Raw genomic sequence first — 15220 nt, 5'->3', positions numbered from 1 at the left:
TAAAAAAACCAGTGAAGATACCATTTTTGCAGCTTTATAGTTATAATTAAATAAAATAAATACAAGGAGAAATAGGTGTTAAGAAAAGACGGGAGAAGTAATAAAGAACCTCGCAAAACTAATATCTTACACAATATTCAAGAATATGCAGAAGGTTCTGTTTTGATTGAGGTTGGAGCAACCAAAATAATTTGTGCGGTATCAATTGAAAATACTGTGCCTTTATTTTTGCGATCTACTGGAAAAGGTTGGATAACAGCAGAATATTCTATGCTACCAAGATCCACTCACACTAGAACGCAAAGAGAGTCAAGTAGTCGCCCAAAGGGACGTTCTCAAGAAATACAACGTTTGATAGGAAGATCACTCAGAGCTATAACTGATTTATCTATGATTGGAGAACGCACAATATATATTGATTGTGATGTACTTCAAGCTGATGGTGGTACAAGAACAGCGGCAATTACTGGATCCTATGTTGCATTACAGAAAGCATTCAGCAAAATGATTCTAGAAAAAACCCTAGAATACAGCCCATTAAAGTCTCAATTAGCTGCAGTAAGTGTTGGAATAGTATCTGGTAACTTATTATTAGACCTATGCTATGAAGAAGATAGTATTGCTGATGTAGATATGAATATCGTTATGACTCACAAACATGAAATTATTGAAATACAAGGTACAGCAGAGCAAGCACCTTTTTCTATCGATACGGCAAATGAAATGATCCAACTAGGCGCAAAAGGTATTGATTATCTGGTTGATATTCAAAACACTGCTCTGACAAATAGCGAAAAATTTCGTTTATAATTATATATAATTAACAAATAAAAACATGAATATACAAAAATATATAATCACAACCTTAATATTGATATTGTCGACTACAATCATTAGTTGCGATTCTTTGCGCTCAAATAATGAAGATAATAAAAATGAAAACACCAATGCAGAAATTATTGAAGAAAATAAACAACTTCTTAATGAAATAACTAATATTAGAAACGAGTTAAAAAATCTTAAAAAATCAATAGAAAGTAAAGCAGATACAAATAATCCAAACTCAAGTCTACCAAATTTAAATGTACTCCCTTCGATTGCTGACTTGGTTGAATTAACTAGACCAGGGGTTGTATCAATAGTAATTAGTAGTACACAAAATACCTTTTTCGGAAGACAAGATAGTGAAGGAGCAGGCAGTGGAATAATTATTTCAGAAGATGGATATATATTAACTAACAGCCACGTTGTCGATCTCGCTAATGTTATAACTGTATCATTTGATGACGAAACAAAATCAGAAGCAGAATTAATCGGGCAAGACCCTCTTACTGACTTAGCTGTAATTAAAGTAAATAAATCTGGACTAACTCCATTGTCTATATCAACCGATAATAATCTTCGTGTTGGTGACTGGGTAGTAGCCATAGGCAACGCCATTGGTCTTGAAGGAGAACCTACAGTTACGTTAGGTATTGTAAGTGCACTAGAAAGGGAATTAGCTATCGATAGTACATATTTAACAGAATTAATACAAACGGATGCTGTAATTAATCCTGGGAATAGTGGTGGCCCTTTATTAAACTTAAATGGAGATGTTATAGGTATAAATACAATTAAATATGTAGAATCAAGTACTGACGGAATTGGATTTGCAATAAGTTCAGAGACAGCTCATACGATTATGCAACAATTAATTCAAAATGGAAGAGTTATATGGCCCTGGATAGGAATAGGTGCGCAAGACATTGATTTACAAATTATTGAAGAACTTGATCTCAATGTTACAGAAGGGGTGTTAATCAGATCTATTTCCCCTAATGGTCCTGCTGAAAAAGGGGGGCTTCTAGCAAATGATATCATAGTAGAAATTGATGAAAAACCTATTAGAAATGTGAAGGAACTACAAACATTAAGACAAACAGGTTATTTATCTATTGGTCAAGAAATAATTGTAACAATAATTAGAGATAAAACTATCCAAAACATCACAATTACCTTAGAAGAACAGCCTAGATTATAAAACTCAATTATTAAATTACTTTAGAAATATTCAAACTAATCTCTTTACCAAGGATTGTAGATTTAAAATCACCACTGTGATTTAGATTAGATTCTTCAATCTTTAAAGCTAAAGTTTCTGAGCTAATATACTTTTCAAACTGTAGTATAGCTTCACTTAATTCTCTTTCACCTTGAAATTCAATAGAGATTCTATCTTCGATATTAAATCCAGCTTCCTTGCGAATATTTTGTACATTATGAATAAATTCTCTTGCTATACCTTCATTAATTAAATTTGCATCTAAGGTCGTATTAAGTGATACTACATAGTTATTTTCATATATAGAAGAAAAATGGCTTATATCCTCAATCTGAATATTTAGTTCTTCCTTATCTATATCAATACCATCAATCTGAACACTACCTTTAGATATCACTTCTCTGGCAATTAAATCAGAATCTATATTTTTCAGGCCATTTGCAACAATATTAATATCATTTCCTAACCTTGGGCCTAATAAATCATACCTTAAATTTACAATATATTTAAAAATTCCTTCTATCTGATTATCAAAAATAACTTCTTTGACGTTTAATTCTTCACTAATTTGTTGATTCATATATTCTTGTAATTCATTATCAGAAATAAATGCTCCTGATATTATGATTTGTGAAATAGGTTGTCTTACTCTTATACCTGTTTTTTGTCGAACAGACCTACCCAAACTAACAAGAGTTTTTGATAGTCTAACCTGAGATGATAAATTGGGGTCAATAAGACTTGCATCAGGCTTCGGCCAATGACCTAAATGAACACTTTTAGGACTTTGATTACTATGTGAACGAACAAGATTTTGATAAATTTTATCTGTTATAAATGGCATAAATGGCGCTAATAAATGACACAAAGTATTCAAACATTCATACAGAGCCTGATATGCAAGTTGTTTATCTTCGTCATTTTCAGACTTCCAAAATCTTCTTCTATTCCTTCTAACATACCAATTTGATAGCAACTCTATAAATTCTTCAACTTTATAACTCGCTGCTGCCGAATCATAATTATCCAAGTTATTTGTCACAAATTCTACTAATTCATTTAGTTCAGAGATAATCCATCTATCCAAATAATTAGTATATCTTCGATCTTCTTGGGAAGGGATGAAGTCATCAATATTTGCATAAGTTACAAAAAATGAATATACATTCCATAATGGAATTAAAAATCTTCTCTTAACCTCATTTGCAACGTTAAAACCAAAGTTAAGATTATTAGCTGGATTTTGACGAGAATATAACCAACGCATGGAGTCAACTCCCATTTCATCCGCTGCATCTTCAAACCATATTGCGTTACCTTTGCTTTTGTGCATTTCATCACCTTTTTCATCGCGCATCAAAGCGTAACTAAACACATTTTGATATGGTTCTGTATTTTCCAAAACAGTACTCATTGCCAACATAGAATAAAACCAGTTTCGAAATTGTCCCGGAAAGCTTTCAGAAATCCAATCAGCTGGGAACCATTTGCTCCAATAATCTTTATCAGATCTATATTTCAAAGTTGAATAAGGAACTATACCTGCATCTAACCATGGATTACCTACATCTTTAATTCTTGATAAAGGAGATTTACAACTTTTACAATCGATTTTGACATAATCGACCCAAGGTTTATGTGGTGAGTGACCTTCAAATAAATCCCAACCTTCAATTGCTCGTTCTTTGAGTTCAAACTCAGATCCAATGACTTCAAATTCGTTACATTCTTCACATTTATAAATTGGTAAAGCCAAGCCATAATATCGCTTTTTTGAAATCATCCAGTCGTCCATATTTTTTAGCCAATCTAATTCTCGAGCTAATCCAAACTCTGGTATCCATTTAATCTTACGGGTAACATCCATAATTTGTTCTCGAAAAGGGTCAACTGAAATAAACCATTCAGAGACTAAACGAAATACTAATTCTTCACCACACCTCCAACAAACTGGATATCTATGCTTAATCTGTTCTATTTTGTATAAAATATTTTTCTCTTTCAGTTCTTTGAATATCTCATCATTTACATTAGACACATTCATACCAGTATATTTGTCAAAACCTTCAACATAGTCTCCAGAATCATCAATTGGAGCAATAGTTGTTAGATTATATTTTTTTCCTAAAGCATAATCTTCCTTACCAGCACCAGGTGCAATATGTACAATACCAGTTCCCTCATCACCCACTTCTTCCCACGGGATAACTTTATGAATTACTTCTTTCTGTATTGTTAAATTGTCAAAAGGGCCAATATATTCCATTCCAACTAAAGTTTCACCTTTAATTTCTTCCACAATTTCATATGGGCCTTTCAAAAATGAAACAGTATTTTTGGCAATATAATAATATTCTTGGTTTTGTTCCACCTTGATATATATAGATTCAGGATTAACAGCAGCAGCAATATTTGCAGGAAGAGTCCAAGGTGTGGTCGTCCAGATTATTAAAAATTCATTATCAGTATTTTGTATTTGAAATTTTACAAACACACTTTTATGAGTAACTTCTTGATATCCTTCTGTAACAATTTCATGTTCGGACAAACCAGTTCCGCATCTTCTGCACCATGGCATAACGTCATTACCTTCATACAAAAGACCTTTTTCATAACATACTTTTAAGAAATGCCATATAGTGTAATTATTTTCATCTGATTTAGTATGATAAGAGTTATCCCAATCCATCCAATAACCTAAGCGGATAGATTGTTCTGTTTGTATACCTGAAAACTTATCTACTCTTTGTTTACATAATTCAACAAATTTATCAATACCAAATTTTTCAATATCTTTTTTCGATTTGAAACCAAGTTCTTTTTCTACTTCAACTTCAATCCAAAGCCCCTGTCCATCAAATCCATTTTGATACCTTTGCTCATACCCTTGCATTGTTTTATATCGTTGATATAAATCTTTGTAAGTTCTCCCCCATGCGTGATGAACTCCCATAGGGTTATTTGCTGTAATAGGTCCATCAATAAATGAATATTTTTTATCTGCATCATTGTTTTTATTTAAGTATTGCTGAACAATGCTTTCTTCATCCCAAAATTTCATCATTTCATATTCTAGACCTATAAAATCTGGTCTAGAATTAACGGGTTCAAACATTTAAATTTCTCCTAGTAAAGTGTAGTTTAAATAATATTACTATTTCACTGGTTTTTTAACAATCTATATGAGACAAAAGATTATTATAACTATGTAATCAAGGATATAAAGTAAATAGCTTATGATAGAGTTTTTTGATTTATATATTACTAAATCATATAATATAATTAACAAACTCCATGTAAAGTAGGCACCAATTGAAAATAAACATACTTTTATTTGCAAATCTAAGAGAAATTGCAAAGCAATCTTCATTACAATTAGATGTGTCTGAAACAGCTATTGTGAGTGATGTAATCGATATCGTAAAAAAAGAAATACCAGACATTGCACCTTACTTTGAAAGCATTATGATTGCTGTGAATATGACATATGTCGAAAATAGCTATAAATTAAATAATAATGACGAAATGGCACTGATCCCTCCAGCTAGTGGAGGATAAGAAAAGGGAAAACTTGATATATATAACAAAAAATATATTAAATACTACTAAATATACCGAAGAATTATCAAAGGAATCCTGTGGTTCGATTTTAGTATTCGAAGGTGTAACAAGAGAATATACTGACGGACAAAAAGTAACAAAATTAGAATATGAATGTTACGAACCTATGGCTAAATTAATGCTTGAAGAAATTGAAAAAGAAATTTTTGAAAGATGGGAAATACACGATATTATTGTTGCTCACAGAATAGGGACGGTTGATATTGGCGAAACTAGTCTTGTTGTGTCAGTTTCCTCAGCTCACAGACAAGCCTCATTTGATGCAATTCAATACGTAATAAATCGGCTGAAAAAAGATGTTCCTATTTGGAAAAAAGAACACTTTGAAAATAGTGCATCTTGGATTAATTCTTAATGCACTTTATGTACGAATATCGTTAATATATTTAATAAACAAGTTTTATAATTCATATATTGTTGTTATTTCCAACAACTTTTTATATAATTTAATTGTGATAATATTCACAACTTAATTAAAGGATAAGCACAATTTATGGACAGACTTGATGAAAAAATCATTCAAATTCTTCGTGACAACGGTAGAATTTCAAATGCAGAAATAGCTAGAGATTTAGGTGTTAGTGAAGGTACTATACGCCGAAGAATACGAAAACTAATTCAAAACGAAACAGTAAGAATTATGGCTATACCCGATCCTCAAAAGATTGGCTACAACACTGTTGCGCTAATTGGAATTGAAAGTGACCCTGACAAAATTGACGATGTGGCAAATTACTTATCAAACCTTCGAGAAACCCAATATGTCGCACTAACTACAGGTTCTTTCGATATTTTTGTTTGGGTTGCGGTACCTTCTACAGAAGAATTAGGAAAATTATTGAGAACAAGTATTGCTACAGCTCCAGGAATCAAAAGATCAGAGACGTTTGTAAACCTTGCAATACGTAAACGTGGTTTCGGACTTTTAGGGTAAAATCATTTTTTTGTAAAAAATGATTTTAATATTTGAATAACTGTTTTTCTGTTGTAATAATCTTCAATTATTTCACCTCTCCAACGTTTCACTGGTCTTTGGTATTGCCTAAATATTGAAAAACCAATAACAATAATAATTAAGAAAACAGCTAATATTGCCAAAGATTCTAAAGTAATAACGCCATTGGTGATCATTAATATAGATAAAATTATTATTAATATCGAGCTGAAAATTTTTACAATGTTCAGTTTCTTAATTATTGATACTACATAATCAAGCAAAGATGGATTATTATGATTTTGATATTTATTTTCTATCTGTTCTAAGAGTTCTTCAATTTCGTTTTCAACATCTTTTTTCATAAAACATCATTATTCTCTAGACCATCTGAGGTTTGGTTTTCGTGCAGCTAAAGCTTCATCTAGTCTTTGTACAGGTGTATTATGAGGTGCCTCGTGTAATAATTCAGAATTATTTTCACATTCATCTGCAATTTGCAACATAGCATCAATAAATTTATCTAAGGTGTCCTTTGATTCAGACTCAGTAGGCTCAACCATCAAAGCTTCATCTACAATTAAAGGGAAATACATAGTTGGTGCATGATAACCATAATCTAGTAATCTTTTCGCTATATCTAAGCCTTTAACTCCATTTTGTTTTTGTTTTTTAGCTGTAAATACAACTTCGTGCATACATATAGATCTATTTTCAAATCCTATATCATATGCATGTTTTAATTTATTCATAATATAATTCGCATTCATAACAGCATTTTTACTTACTTCTGGTATACCTTCTTTACCTAGAGCCCTGATATAACAATAAGCTCTTACTAACACTCCAAAATTTCCATGAAAAGCACCAAGGTGACCTATCGTATATGGCATTTCAATAAATTCATATATGTTATTATTTCGCTCAACTATTGGACCAGGTAAATAATTTAACAAAGTATCATTTACACAAACTGGGCCAGCTCCAGGACCTCCTCCTCCATGAGGGGTACTAAAGGTTTTATGTAGGTTTATATGAATAACATCAAATCCCAAATCACCTAATTTAGTCTGACCCATCCATGCATTCATATTTGCTCCATCGCCGTATACTAAACCACCAGCTTCGTGAATTATCTTACATATTTCAACGATTTGATTATCAAATAACCCTAATGTACTCGGAAGAGTCAACATAATACCTGCGAGATTTTCATTAGCGTTCTCTTTTAAAATATCGATATCCATATTCCCGTTTTGGTCTGAAGGAATAGATTTTACAGAGAAACCTGCCATTGATGCTGATGCTGGATTTGTTCCATGTGCACTATCTGGTATTAAAATTATATTCCGTTTTGAAGAAGAAGATTGTTTCTCATGAAAAGCTTTTATCATTAAGACTCCAGCTAACTCCCCCTGAGCACCAGCCATAGTAGATAAACTAGTCGCAGTCATCCCTGAAATATTGGATAGATAATTTTGTAGATTAAACATCAATTCTAAAGATCCTTGAACCAAAGATTGTTCAGCCAACGGATGTATATTACTAAATCCTTTAAGAGATGCTAATTGATCATTAATTTTAGGGTTATACTTCATAGTACAACTACCTAAAGGATAGAATTGTGTATCAATTGAATAATTCATTTGACTTAAATTTGTAAAGTATCGAACAACATCTAACTGTGACAACTCTGGTAATTGTATATCTTCACGCAAAAGTGACGATTCCGGTAAATCTGCCAATGGTACATCTATATCAGATAAACTGACTCCAAATTTATCCTTTCGACTTAAATCCATCAACAAAGGCATTTTATTATACTCACTCATATTAGATATCCCATTAATTTACCTGTTTAAGACTGTCTACTAAGAAATCAATGGATTCCTTAGAATGAATTTCAGTAAAACAAAACAATACCCCATTATCAACTTGATCACTTATATCTAAACCCCCAATAATTCCTAGTTTGTTAAGATTTTTATTAATGAGTTTAGGTGATATTGGACAAGATATAACAAATTCATTAAAAAAGGGCTGAGAATTAATTAACTCGAAACCATCTATTTTAGAAATCTGTTCTGCCGCATAATGAGCATTGTGAAAGCATGAAGAAGCTACTTGTTTTAATCCTGATTTACCAAGTGTTGCTACATATATAGTCATCATTAATCCCATCAAAGCTTCACTGGTACATATATTAGAAGTAGCTCTTTCTCTTCTAATGTGCTGCTCCCGAGTTTGTAAAGTTAGAACAAAAGCAGAATCACCTCTCTTATCAATAGTTTTACCAACAATACGACCAGGCATTTGACGAAGGTATTCACTTTTACAAGCAAAAAGACCAATATAAGGGCCACCGAATGATATTGGGATACCTAGTCTTTGTCCTTCCCCCACAACTATATCTGCCCCATAATCTCCTGGAGCCTTGTACATAACTGTTGCGAGTGGATCAGCTGATACTACAAATAATGCATTAGATTCATGTGCTATATTGGAAAGATATCCCATTTCTTCAATAGAACCATAAAAATTTGGGTATTGAACTATCAAGCAAGCATATTCGTCTTTTTTCATATCTAAATCATTAGTATCCAAAAATATTAATTCAATGGACTGTGGGGCTAAGTATGATTGTAAAACTTCCTTATACCTCGGAGCTATTGTGGATAAACAGGCAACCTTATATATATTTTTTACCCGGCAAGCCATCAAAGCTGCTTCTGCCAAACTTGAACCACCTTCATACATCCCTGCATTAGCAACATCCATTGCATATAACTCGCTAATTAAGCTTTGTAATTCATAAGTGACTTGTAATGTACCTTGACTTACTTCAGCCTGATAAGGAGTGTAAGAAGTTAAATACTCTCCACGTTGTGCTAAAGATAAAACTGTTGATGGAATGTAATGATGATATGCACCAGCACCAATAAAAGATTTTGATGGATTAGGATTTATATTTTTTTCTGATAATAATGTTAAATGTTCTACTAGTTGCATTTCAGATATGCTAGATGGTATTTCAGAAAGGTTACTGTCTCTATATTCCTCTGGAATATCTACAAACAGATCTTCTGCAGATTTAATCCCTAAATACTCAAGAATTGCTTCCTGTTCAATTTCACTATTCCCAATATATGGAAACTGTTTATTCATATAAATCCTTTTATAATTGTTGAATATATTTATTATATTCTTCTTCAGTCATCAAGTTATTGATTTCTTGAATATCTAAAACTTTTATCTTTAACATCCACCCCTCATTTAATGGGTCGTTATTAACAAGTTCAGGATTATTAATAAGTTCTTGATTTATTTCAACTATTTCACCACCTATAGGGGTATATAAATCAGATACTGCCTTAACAGATTCAATTTCACCAACTTTTGCAAATTGATCACAAGATGTGCCTACGTCATCTATTTCGACATAAACTACGTCTCCCATTTGTTCCTGTGCAAATTTTGTAACACCAATGAGTACTAAGCCTTCTTCAGTAGATTTCACCCATTCATGCTCTTTCGAATATCGTATTTCATTTTGACTCATATATTATCTCCTTAGAAAAGGTAGTTTTGTAACAATTGCATCAAATTTCTTTTCCCGTATTTCAACCTCTATATTTGAATTTGGATCTAGTTTTTTAGTAACATATCCTAATCCTATGGACAAATCCAAAGTTGGTGAAAATGTCCCACTGGTAACATATCCAATTGATTCTCCCTTGAGAAATATCGAGTTATTAATCCTTGGAATTCCCCTGCCTTTAATTATAAACCCTATTAACGTTTTTTTTGTAGGCGTATTTTGGATATTATCCCACGCTTGTTTATAAAGAGTTTCTTTAGTGTTAGTAACAAATCTCTCTAATTGTGCTTCTTTAGGGTTTATATCGGAAGAAATATCATTTCCATGCAATGATAATCCTGCCTCTATACGCAACACATCACGTGATCCAAGTCCGCATGGTATAGCACCGAGATTTATTAATTTATCCCATAATATAGAGGATAATTTTGCACTTGAAATTATTTCAAACCCATTTTCGCCTGTATATCCGGTTCTAGATATTATCACATCTTCTTGTTCGCAAGAAATTCGTGTAAGTCTAAATCTTCTAATACTTAGTTGATCAATATTAAACAATTTACACATTATTTCTTGTGACATTGGTCCCTGAACTGCAATCATGCCAGAAGTATCTGTAAAGTCTTCTATCATGATATTACCAAAATCGGAGTTTAAATATTGATATCTTTTCAAAACAGTTATTACTTGCTCTTTATTACTAGCATTACAAACAATCATGATTTCGTTTGCATCAGTTTTGTAAGCTACTAAATCGTCTATAATTCCACAATATTCATTACATAAAAACATATATGAAGCCTGGTTAATCTCAAGATTCAGCAAATCTCCTGTCAATAGGTAATTCAAAAACTCATCTACTAATTCTCCATTACAAATAATTCTTCCCATATGAGAAACATCAAATATTCCTACATTTGATCTTACTGATTTAACTTCATTTATAATTCCACTAAACTGAATAGGAAGATCCCAGCCGTGAAAATCAACAATCTTTGCTTTTTCAAAATAATTATTATATAAAGTGGTTCGTTTACCCATTTTTTGTTTTTGTCTTCTTTAATTGTTTAAATCTAATAAGTAAAAAAATAATAAATGAAATTAATGTAAATAAACCTAATAATCCAACTAACCATACCAAAACTAGTCCTATGGGCTCAGCTAATGATGGATAAAAGTAAACCAGAAGAAATCCAATCATGGTGATTATTCCTGAAGCAATCCAATATTTTTCCCATTTATGCATTAATCACTTCATTCTAGAAATTAATTCTTCATATACATGGCTTAATTCTACATCCGAGCTTTGTAATAAAACTAGAATATGATATATCAAATCAGCTGTTTCATTTACAAGTTCATTCTTATCAGAAAGGGTAGCCGCGATGGCTACTTCTCCAGATTCTTCAACAACCTTTTGAGCTATCCGAGGTGTGCCGTCTTGAAATAGTTTTGATGTGTAGCTACCGTTTGGTAATTCTTTTTTTCTATTACCAATTGTCGAAAATAGTTGATCAATGATACTACTAGTTGTTTCAGAATATTCTATTTCAGTAATATTCCCGGTAAAATTATCATGGAAACAAGAAATTTCACCCTTGTGACACGCAGGGCCATCTGGTCTAACCATAGCTAAAATCACATCGTTATCACAGTCATGAGTTAAAGATATAAGATTAAGAAAATTACCTGAAGTTTCTCCTTTCAACCATAATTCATTTCTACTTCGACTGTAAAACCAGACTTTATTAGATTCAATAGTTTTGTTTATTGATTCTATATTGCCCCAACCCAACATTAAAACTTGGTTAGTAATTGAATCTTGACAAATAATTGGAATCAATCCATTTATATCTAATTTAACTTTCATAAGAACCTCAACTTAAACGGTATTTATTTCATAACAATATCTGTATTAAATCTTCCAAATTTTTTAATATATATTGTGGTTTTGGTAAATCTGGGTCAAGGGAATTATTATAACGATTCACCCATGCACTATCCATACCTACCCTATTAGAACCAAATACATCATCATGTTGAGAATCGCCGATATAAAGACAGGATTCTGGAGAAATACCCATATTTTGTAAAACATAATTGTATGCAGTTTCTTCTGGTTTATAAGATTGAATTTTTTCTGAACACGCCACAAAGTCAAAATCAAATTTATGAAGTTTAATTAGATTTTCAATTGAGTCAATATCTGCATTTGATAAGAGAACAATAAGAAATCCATGTTCTTTCAAAACATCTAAGACCTTTTTTGATTCAGGGTAAGCGTCTCTGGTTGACCATCCTTCCACACACATTTCAGCTGCATAATCTGAAGCACCTTCCTTAACATCTTCCATATCATTAAAAACTTTTTCAAAACATTCAGTCCAAGCTTGCCTATATGATTTAAATGGATAATCAGGCCCATATCTTTCCTCACGAAATGTTACCTCTAGAGGTTTCCATAAATCCCATAAAGATTTTCCAGAAACATGTAAACCTAATTCATTAACTATTGAATTAAATGTTGGGGTCCAGAGTTCAGTTGTATTGATAACTAAAGTTTCATACATATCAAATATTAATACTTTTTTTTCTACCATTTTTACTTCCTATTCTTTATATAAGCAGTCAAATCCGTACTGATATATTTTGTGAAAATAAGTGTTTTTTCACATCCATGATTGAATATTTATTGAAATGGAATATAGAGGCTGCTAAAACAGCATCAGCATTACCATAAGTTATAGCTTCTGAAAAGTCACCAAGTGTTCCCGCTCCTCCACTAGCTACAACTGGTATTGTTGCATATTCAGAAACAGCTTGTAAAAGTTCAATATCATATCCAGACAACATACCATCTGAATCAATACTATTCAAAACAATTTCCCCTGCACCAAGTTCCACAACTTGTTTAACCCATTCAACAGCATCTAGACCTGTAGATCTTCCCCCATCTCTACCTGTATGGGTTTTAACAGTCCAACTCACTTCTTTTCCATTTTTATAACGAATAACATCGATGCCTACCACAATACATTGGCTACCAAAAGCTTTAGCAGACTCTTCAATAAAGTCAGGTCTTTGAACAGCTGCTGTATTTATTGAAACTTTATCTGCTCCAGCAAGTAACATTTTGTTCACATCTTCTATTGTCCTTATACCTCCTCCTACAGTTAGGGGTATAAATACTTGTTCCGCAGTTTGAGAAACCACTTCAATCATAATATTACGATCATCAGAAGAAGCTGTAATATCGTAAAAAACTAATTCATCGGCACCTTGTTGATTATAATATCTAGCAAGTTCAACAGGGTCACCAGCATCTACATGATCGAGAAATTGAACACCTTTGACAACGCGACCTAGTTTCACATCTAAACAAGGAATTATTCTCTTTGTAAGCATTAATAACCTTTCTTGGTGAGTTTAATTGCCTCGGAAATATCTACTGTACCACTGTATAAGGCTTTTCCTATAATAAGTCCAAACAAAGATAAAGAAGATAAATTTTCTATATCTTGAATAGAACCAATACCGCCTGAAGCAATTAATTCTATATTTTTTGTATTTAACAGTTCAATTAATTTTAAACGATTTGGTCCTTCTTCAGTGCCATCTTTGTCGATATCTGTATAGATGTATTTATTTATATTATATTTTTGGTAATCATGGATTATATTCGAAATTGTTGTTTCAGTATTATTTTCCCAACCATCTACTGCTACTTTGTCATTTCTAGCATCTAAAGCAATAGCAACTCTACTAGCTCCTATTTCTTGAGCAATTGTTAACACTTCTTCTTTGTCACGTATAGCTATTGTTCCAACTATTACTGTATCTACTCCAGCATCAATCAATGAATGAGCAACATCACGATTTCTTATACCGCCACCAACTTCTACATCAAGAGTAGAAAGTTTACATATTTGTTCAATCACATTGATGTTAGTAAATTTACCGTATCTTGCACCCTCTAAATCCACAATATGGACACGATTGATACCTAAACTTTCCCATTTTTTAACCAACTCAATCGGGTTTGCAGAGTAAATCGTTTTTTTATTAAAATCTCCTTGATATAAACGAACAACATTATGATCTAAGAGGTCTATAGCAGGAATAATTTCCATAATAATTCCTTAAATTATTTAATATTAGCTAAAAAGTTTTTATATAAGCTCAAGCCAATTTCTCCACTTTTTTCTGGATGAAATTGTGTGGCAATAACATTGTCCATAGCAATAGCGCTACAAAAATTCAATCCATAGTCTGTTTTTCCTATCACAATATTCTTATCTAATGGGTCTACATAATAGCTATGCACAAAATAAAAAAAAGATTCATCTGGAATATCTGAAAAAACAGAGTTGTGGTTTGTAAATTCTACTTGATTCCATCCCATGTGAGGAATTTTTAATTCGTGTTGAAATTTTTTCACCTCTCCAGGTATTACGCCTAAACATGGTTCAGGGTCTTCTTCAGATGTTTGCATTAAAAGTTGCAGACCTAAGCAAACGCCAAAATAAGGTCTTTGAGCTTTTATATAATCAATAATAGGGTTGATCAGTCCCTTTTCTCTAAGTTTTTTCATAGCATATCCACTGGATCCTTGACCAGGTATTATGAGGGATTTTGCAGAATTGATTTTTTCTGGCGTATCAATAACCTCAGCAGAGTATCCTAAAGATTCAATTGCTTTCAGGACACTTCGTATGTTTCCTGTACCATAATCTACAATCGCAGTATCCAAATTCACACCCCAAAGCTTTATTTATAGATACTATCTACCCAAGTCATAATCAATTTTTGCCTTATCCAAAGAATCAAATCCTGTATCGATTTCAGCATATCTGGCTAATGCAAAAAGTGTGTCAGCTAACCGGTTTAAATAAACCAATATTAGATCATTATTCAATAAATTCTGTTCATGCATATTTACTACTAAACGTTCAGCTCGTCTGGCAACGGATCGACTTACATCTATAGCAGCCGAACAAGAATTAGATCCAGGAATAACAAAAGA

General features: G+C 32.2%; 18 protein-coding genes. 5 read left to right on the top strand and 13 right to left on the bottom strand.

Translation table 11 applies throughout. The annotated features are described in order from the left end of the window. The first annotated feature begins 75 nt into the window (after positions 1 to 75). Positions 76 to 810, top strand: a complete 735-nt coding sequence (locus FI695_03140; GenBank protein MQG50955.1) for a ribonuclease PH — start codon at positions 76 to 78, stop codon at positions 808 to 810. Between the two features lie 25 nt (positions 811 to 835). Continuing rightward, entirely contained in the window at positions 836 to 2023 is a 1188-nt protein-coding gene (locus tag FI695_03135) for a trypsin-like serine protease (protein ID MQG50954.1), read from the top strand. A 10-nt stretch (positions 2024 to 2033) separates the two neighbouring features. On the opposite strand, the gene FI695_03130 is transcribed toward FI695_03135, so the two are convergent. Continuing rightward, entirely contained in the window at positions 2034 to 5159 is a 3126-nt protein-coding gene (locus FI695_03130; GenBank protein ID MQG50953.1) for an isoleucine--tRNA ligase, read from the bottom strand. Positions 5160 to 5356: 197 nt separating this feature from the next. Between FI695_03130 and moaD the strand changes: the two genes are divergently transcribed. The 3 genes from moaD to FI695_03115 all read left to right on the top strand — a co-directional run bounded on the left by moaD (position 5357) and on the right by FI695_03115 (position 6599). After that, a complete protein-coding gene (moaD, locus tag FI695_03125) occupies positions 5357 to 5602 on the top strand; it encodes a molybdopterin converting factor subunit 1 (GenBank protein ID MQG50952.1) in 246 nt (81 codons plus the stop codon). Next, positions 5592 to 6020, top strand: coding sequence for a molybdenum cofactor biosynthesis protein MoaE (locus tag FI695_03120; protein ID MQG50951.1), 429 nt, complete (start codon positions 5592 to 5594; stop codon positions 6018 to 6020). Before moaD ends, FI695_03120 begins: the two co-directional genes overlap by 11 nt. Positions 6021 to 6158: 138 nt before the next feature. After that, positions 6159 to 6599 (top strand): Lrp/AsnC family transcriptional regulator, encoded by a 441-nt coding sequence (locus FI695_03115; protein ID MQG50950.1) that lies wholly within the window; start codon positions 6159 to 6161, stop codon positions 6597 to 6599. 2 nt (positions 6600 to 6601) lie between these two features. Here the strand turns inward: FI695_03115 and FI695_03110 are convergent, their stop codons facing one another. From FI695_03110 to FI695_03055, 12 genes are all read right to left on the bottom strand, one after another. Then, positions 6602 to 6964, bottom strand: a complete 363-nt coding sequence (locus FI695_03110) for a hypothetical protein (GenBank protein MQG50949.1) — start codon at positions 6962 to 6964, stop codon at positions 6602 to 6604. A gap of 9 nt (positions 6965 to 6973) precedes the next feature. Beyond that, positions 6974 to 8431: a glycine dehydrogenase subunit 2 gene (locus FI695_03105; GenBank protein ID MQG50948.1), complete on the bottom strand. Its 1458-nt coding sequence runs from the start codon at positions 8429 to 8431 to the stop codon at positions 6974 to 6976. Positions 8432 to 8444: 13 nt separating this feature from the next. After that, positions 8445 to 9764, bottom strand: a complete 1320-nt coding sequence (locus FI695_03100; protein MQG50947.1) for an aminomethyl-transferring glycine dehydrogenase subunit GcvPA — start codon at positions 9762 to 9764, stop codon at positions 8445 to 8447. Between the two features lie 10 nt (positions 9765 to 9774). Beyond that, entirely contained in the window at positions 9775 to 10158 is a 384-nt protein-coding gene (gene gcvH / locus FI695_03095; GenBank protein MQG50946.1) for a glycine cleavage system protein GcvH, read from the bottom strand. Positions 10159 to 10161: 3 nt separating this feature from the next. Continuing rightward, positions 10162 to 11238 (bottom strand): glycine cleavage system aminomethyltransferase GcvT, encoded by a 1077-nt coding sequence (gene gcvT, locus FI695_03090; protein ID MQG50945.1) that lies wholly within the window; start codon positions 11236 to 11238, stop codon positions 10162 to 10164. Then, positions 11231 to 11443 (bottom strand): hypothetical protein, encoded by a 213-nt coding sequence (locus FI695_03085; GenBank protein ID MQG50944.1) that lies wholly within the window; start codon positions 11441 to 11443, stop codon positions 11231 to 11233. The genes gcvT and FI695_03085 overlap by 8 nt, the downstream gene beginning before the upstream one ends. A gap of 3 nt (positions 11444 to 11446) precedes the next feature. Further along, the gene (locus tag FI695_03080; protein MQG50943.1) at positions 11447 to 12067 is read right to left on the bottom strand and encodes a bifunctional phosphoribosyl-AMP cyclohydrolase/phosphoribosyl-ATP diphosphatase HisIE; all 621 of its coding nucleotides are present in this window, start codon (positions 12065 to 12067) and stop codon (positions 11447 to 11449) included. A 28-nt stretch (positions 12068 to 12095) separates the two neighbouring features. Further along, on the bottom strand, positions 12096 to 12797 hold the full coding sequence (locus FI695_03075) for an HAD-IIIA family hydrolase (protein MQG50942.1): 702 nt from the start codon (positions 12795 to 12797) through the stop codon (positions 12096 to 12098). A 28-nt stretch (positions 12798 to 12825) separates the two neighbouring features. Beyond that, positions 12826 to 13602 (bottom strand): imidazole glycerol phosphate synthase subunit HisF, encoded by a 777-nt coding sequence (hisF, locus tag FI695_03070; protein ID MQG50941.1) that lies wholly within the window; start codon positions 13600 to 13602, stop codon positions 12826 to 12828. After that, complete coding sequence (hisA, locus tag FI695_03065) at positions 13602 to 14327, bottom strand: 1-(5-phosphoribosyl)-5-[(5-phosphoribosylamino)methylideneamino]imidazole-4-carboxamide isomerase (protein ID MQG50940.1); 726 nt, start codon at positions 14325 to 14327, stop codon at positions 13602 to 13604. The genes hisF and hisA overlap by 1 nt, the downstream gene beginning before the upstream one ends. 14 nt (positions 14328 to 14341) lie before the next feature. Beyond that, positions 14342 to 14947 (bottom strand): imidazole glycerol phosphate synthase subunit HisH, encoded by a 606-nt coding sequence (gene hisH / locus FI695_03060; GenBank protein MQG50939.1) that lies wholly within the window; start codon positions 14945 to 14947, stop codon positions 14342 to 14344. Between the two features lie 30 nt (positions 14948 to 14977). Then, positions 14978 to 15220 (bottom strand): ATP:cob(I)alamin adenosyltransferase (locus FI695_03055; GenBank protein MQG50938.1); only part of this gene is annotated, 243 nt, incomplete at its 5' end.

Source organism: SAR202 cluster bacterium (assembly GCA_009392515.1).
Taxonomy (GTDB): domain Bacteria; phylum Chloroflexota; class Dehalococcoidia; order Lucifugimonadales; family UBA6952; genus UBA6952.
This window is presented reverse-complemented; position numbering and strand designations above follow the sequence as displayed.

Excerpts from the sequence above, each read along its gene's own strand:
- FI695_03135 (MQG50954.1), top strand. The coding sequence starts at position 836 with ATGAATATACAAAAATATATAATCACAACCTTAATATTGATATTGTCG.
- FI695_03130 (MQG50953.1), bottom strand. The coding sequence starts at position 5,159 with ATGTTTGAACCCGTTAATTCTAGACCAGATTTTATAGGTCTAGAATAT.
- FI695_03115 (MQG50950.1), top strand. The coding sequence starts at position 6,159 with ATGGACAGACTTGATGAAAAAATCATTCAAATTCTTCGTGACAACGGT.
- FI695_03110 (MQG50949.1), bottom strand. The coding sequence starts at position 6,964 with ATGAAAAAAGATGTTGAAAACGAAATTGAAGAACTCTTAGAACAGATA.
- FI695_03105 (MQG50948.1), bottom strand. The coding sequence starts at position 8,431 with ATGAGTGAGTATAATAAAATGCCTTTGTTGATGGATTTAAGTCGAAAG.
- FI695_03100 (MQG50947.1), bottom strand. The coding sequence starts at position 9,764 with ATGAATAAACAGTTTCCATATATTGGGAATAGTGAAATTGAACAGGAA.
- gcvH (MQG50946.1), bottom strand. The coding sequence starts at position 10,158 with ATGAGTCAAAATGAAATACGATATTCGAAAGAGCATGAATGGGTGAAA.
- gcvT (MQG50945.1), bottom strand. The coding sequence starts at position 11,238 with ATGGGTAAACGAACCACTTTATATAATAATTATTTTGAAAAAGCAAAG.
- FI695_03085 (MQG50944.1), bottom strand. The coding sequence starts at position 11,443 with ATGCATAAATGGGAAAAATATTGGATTGCTTCAGGAATAATCACCATG.
- FI695_03080 (MQG50943.1), bottom strand. The coding sequence starts at position 12,067 with ATGAAAGTTAAATTAGATATAAATGGATTGATTCCAATTATTTGTCAA.
- FI695_03075 (MQG50942.1), bottom strand. The coding sequence starts at position 12,797 with ATGGTAGAAAAAAAAGTATTAATATTTGATATGTATGAAACTTTAGTT.
- hisF (MQG50941.1), bottom strand. The coding sequence starts at position 13,602 with ATGCTTACAAAGAGAATAATTCCTTGTTTAGATGTGAAACTAGGTCGC.
- hisA (MQG50940.1), bottom strand. The coding sequence starts at position 14,327 with ATGGAAATTATTCCTGCTATAGACCTCTTAGATCATAATGTTGTTCGT.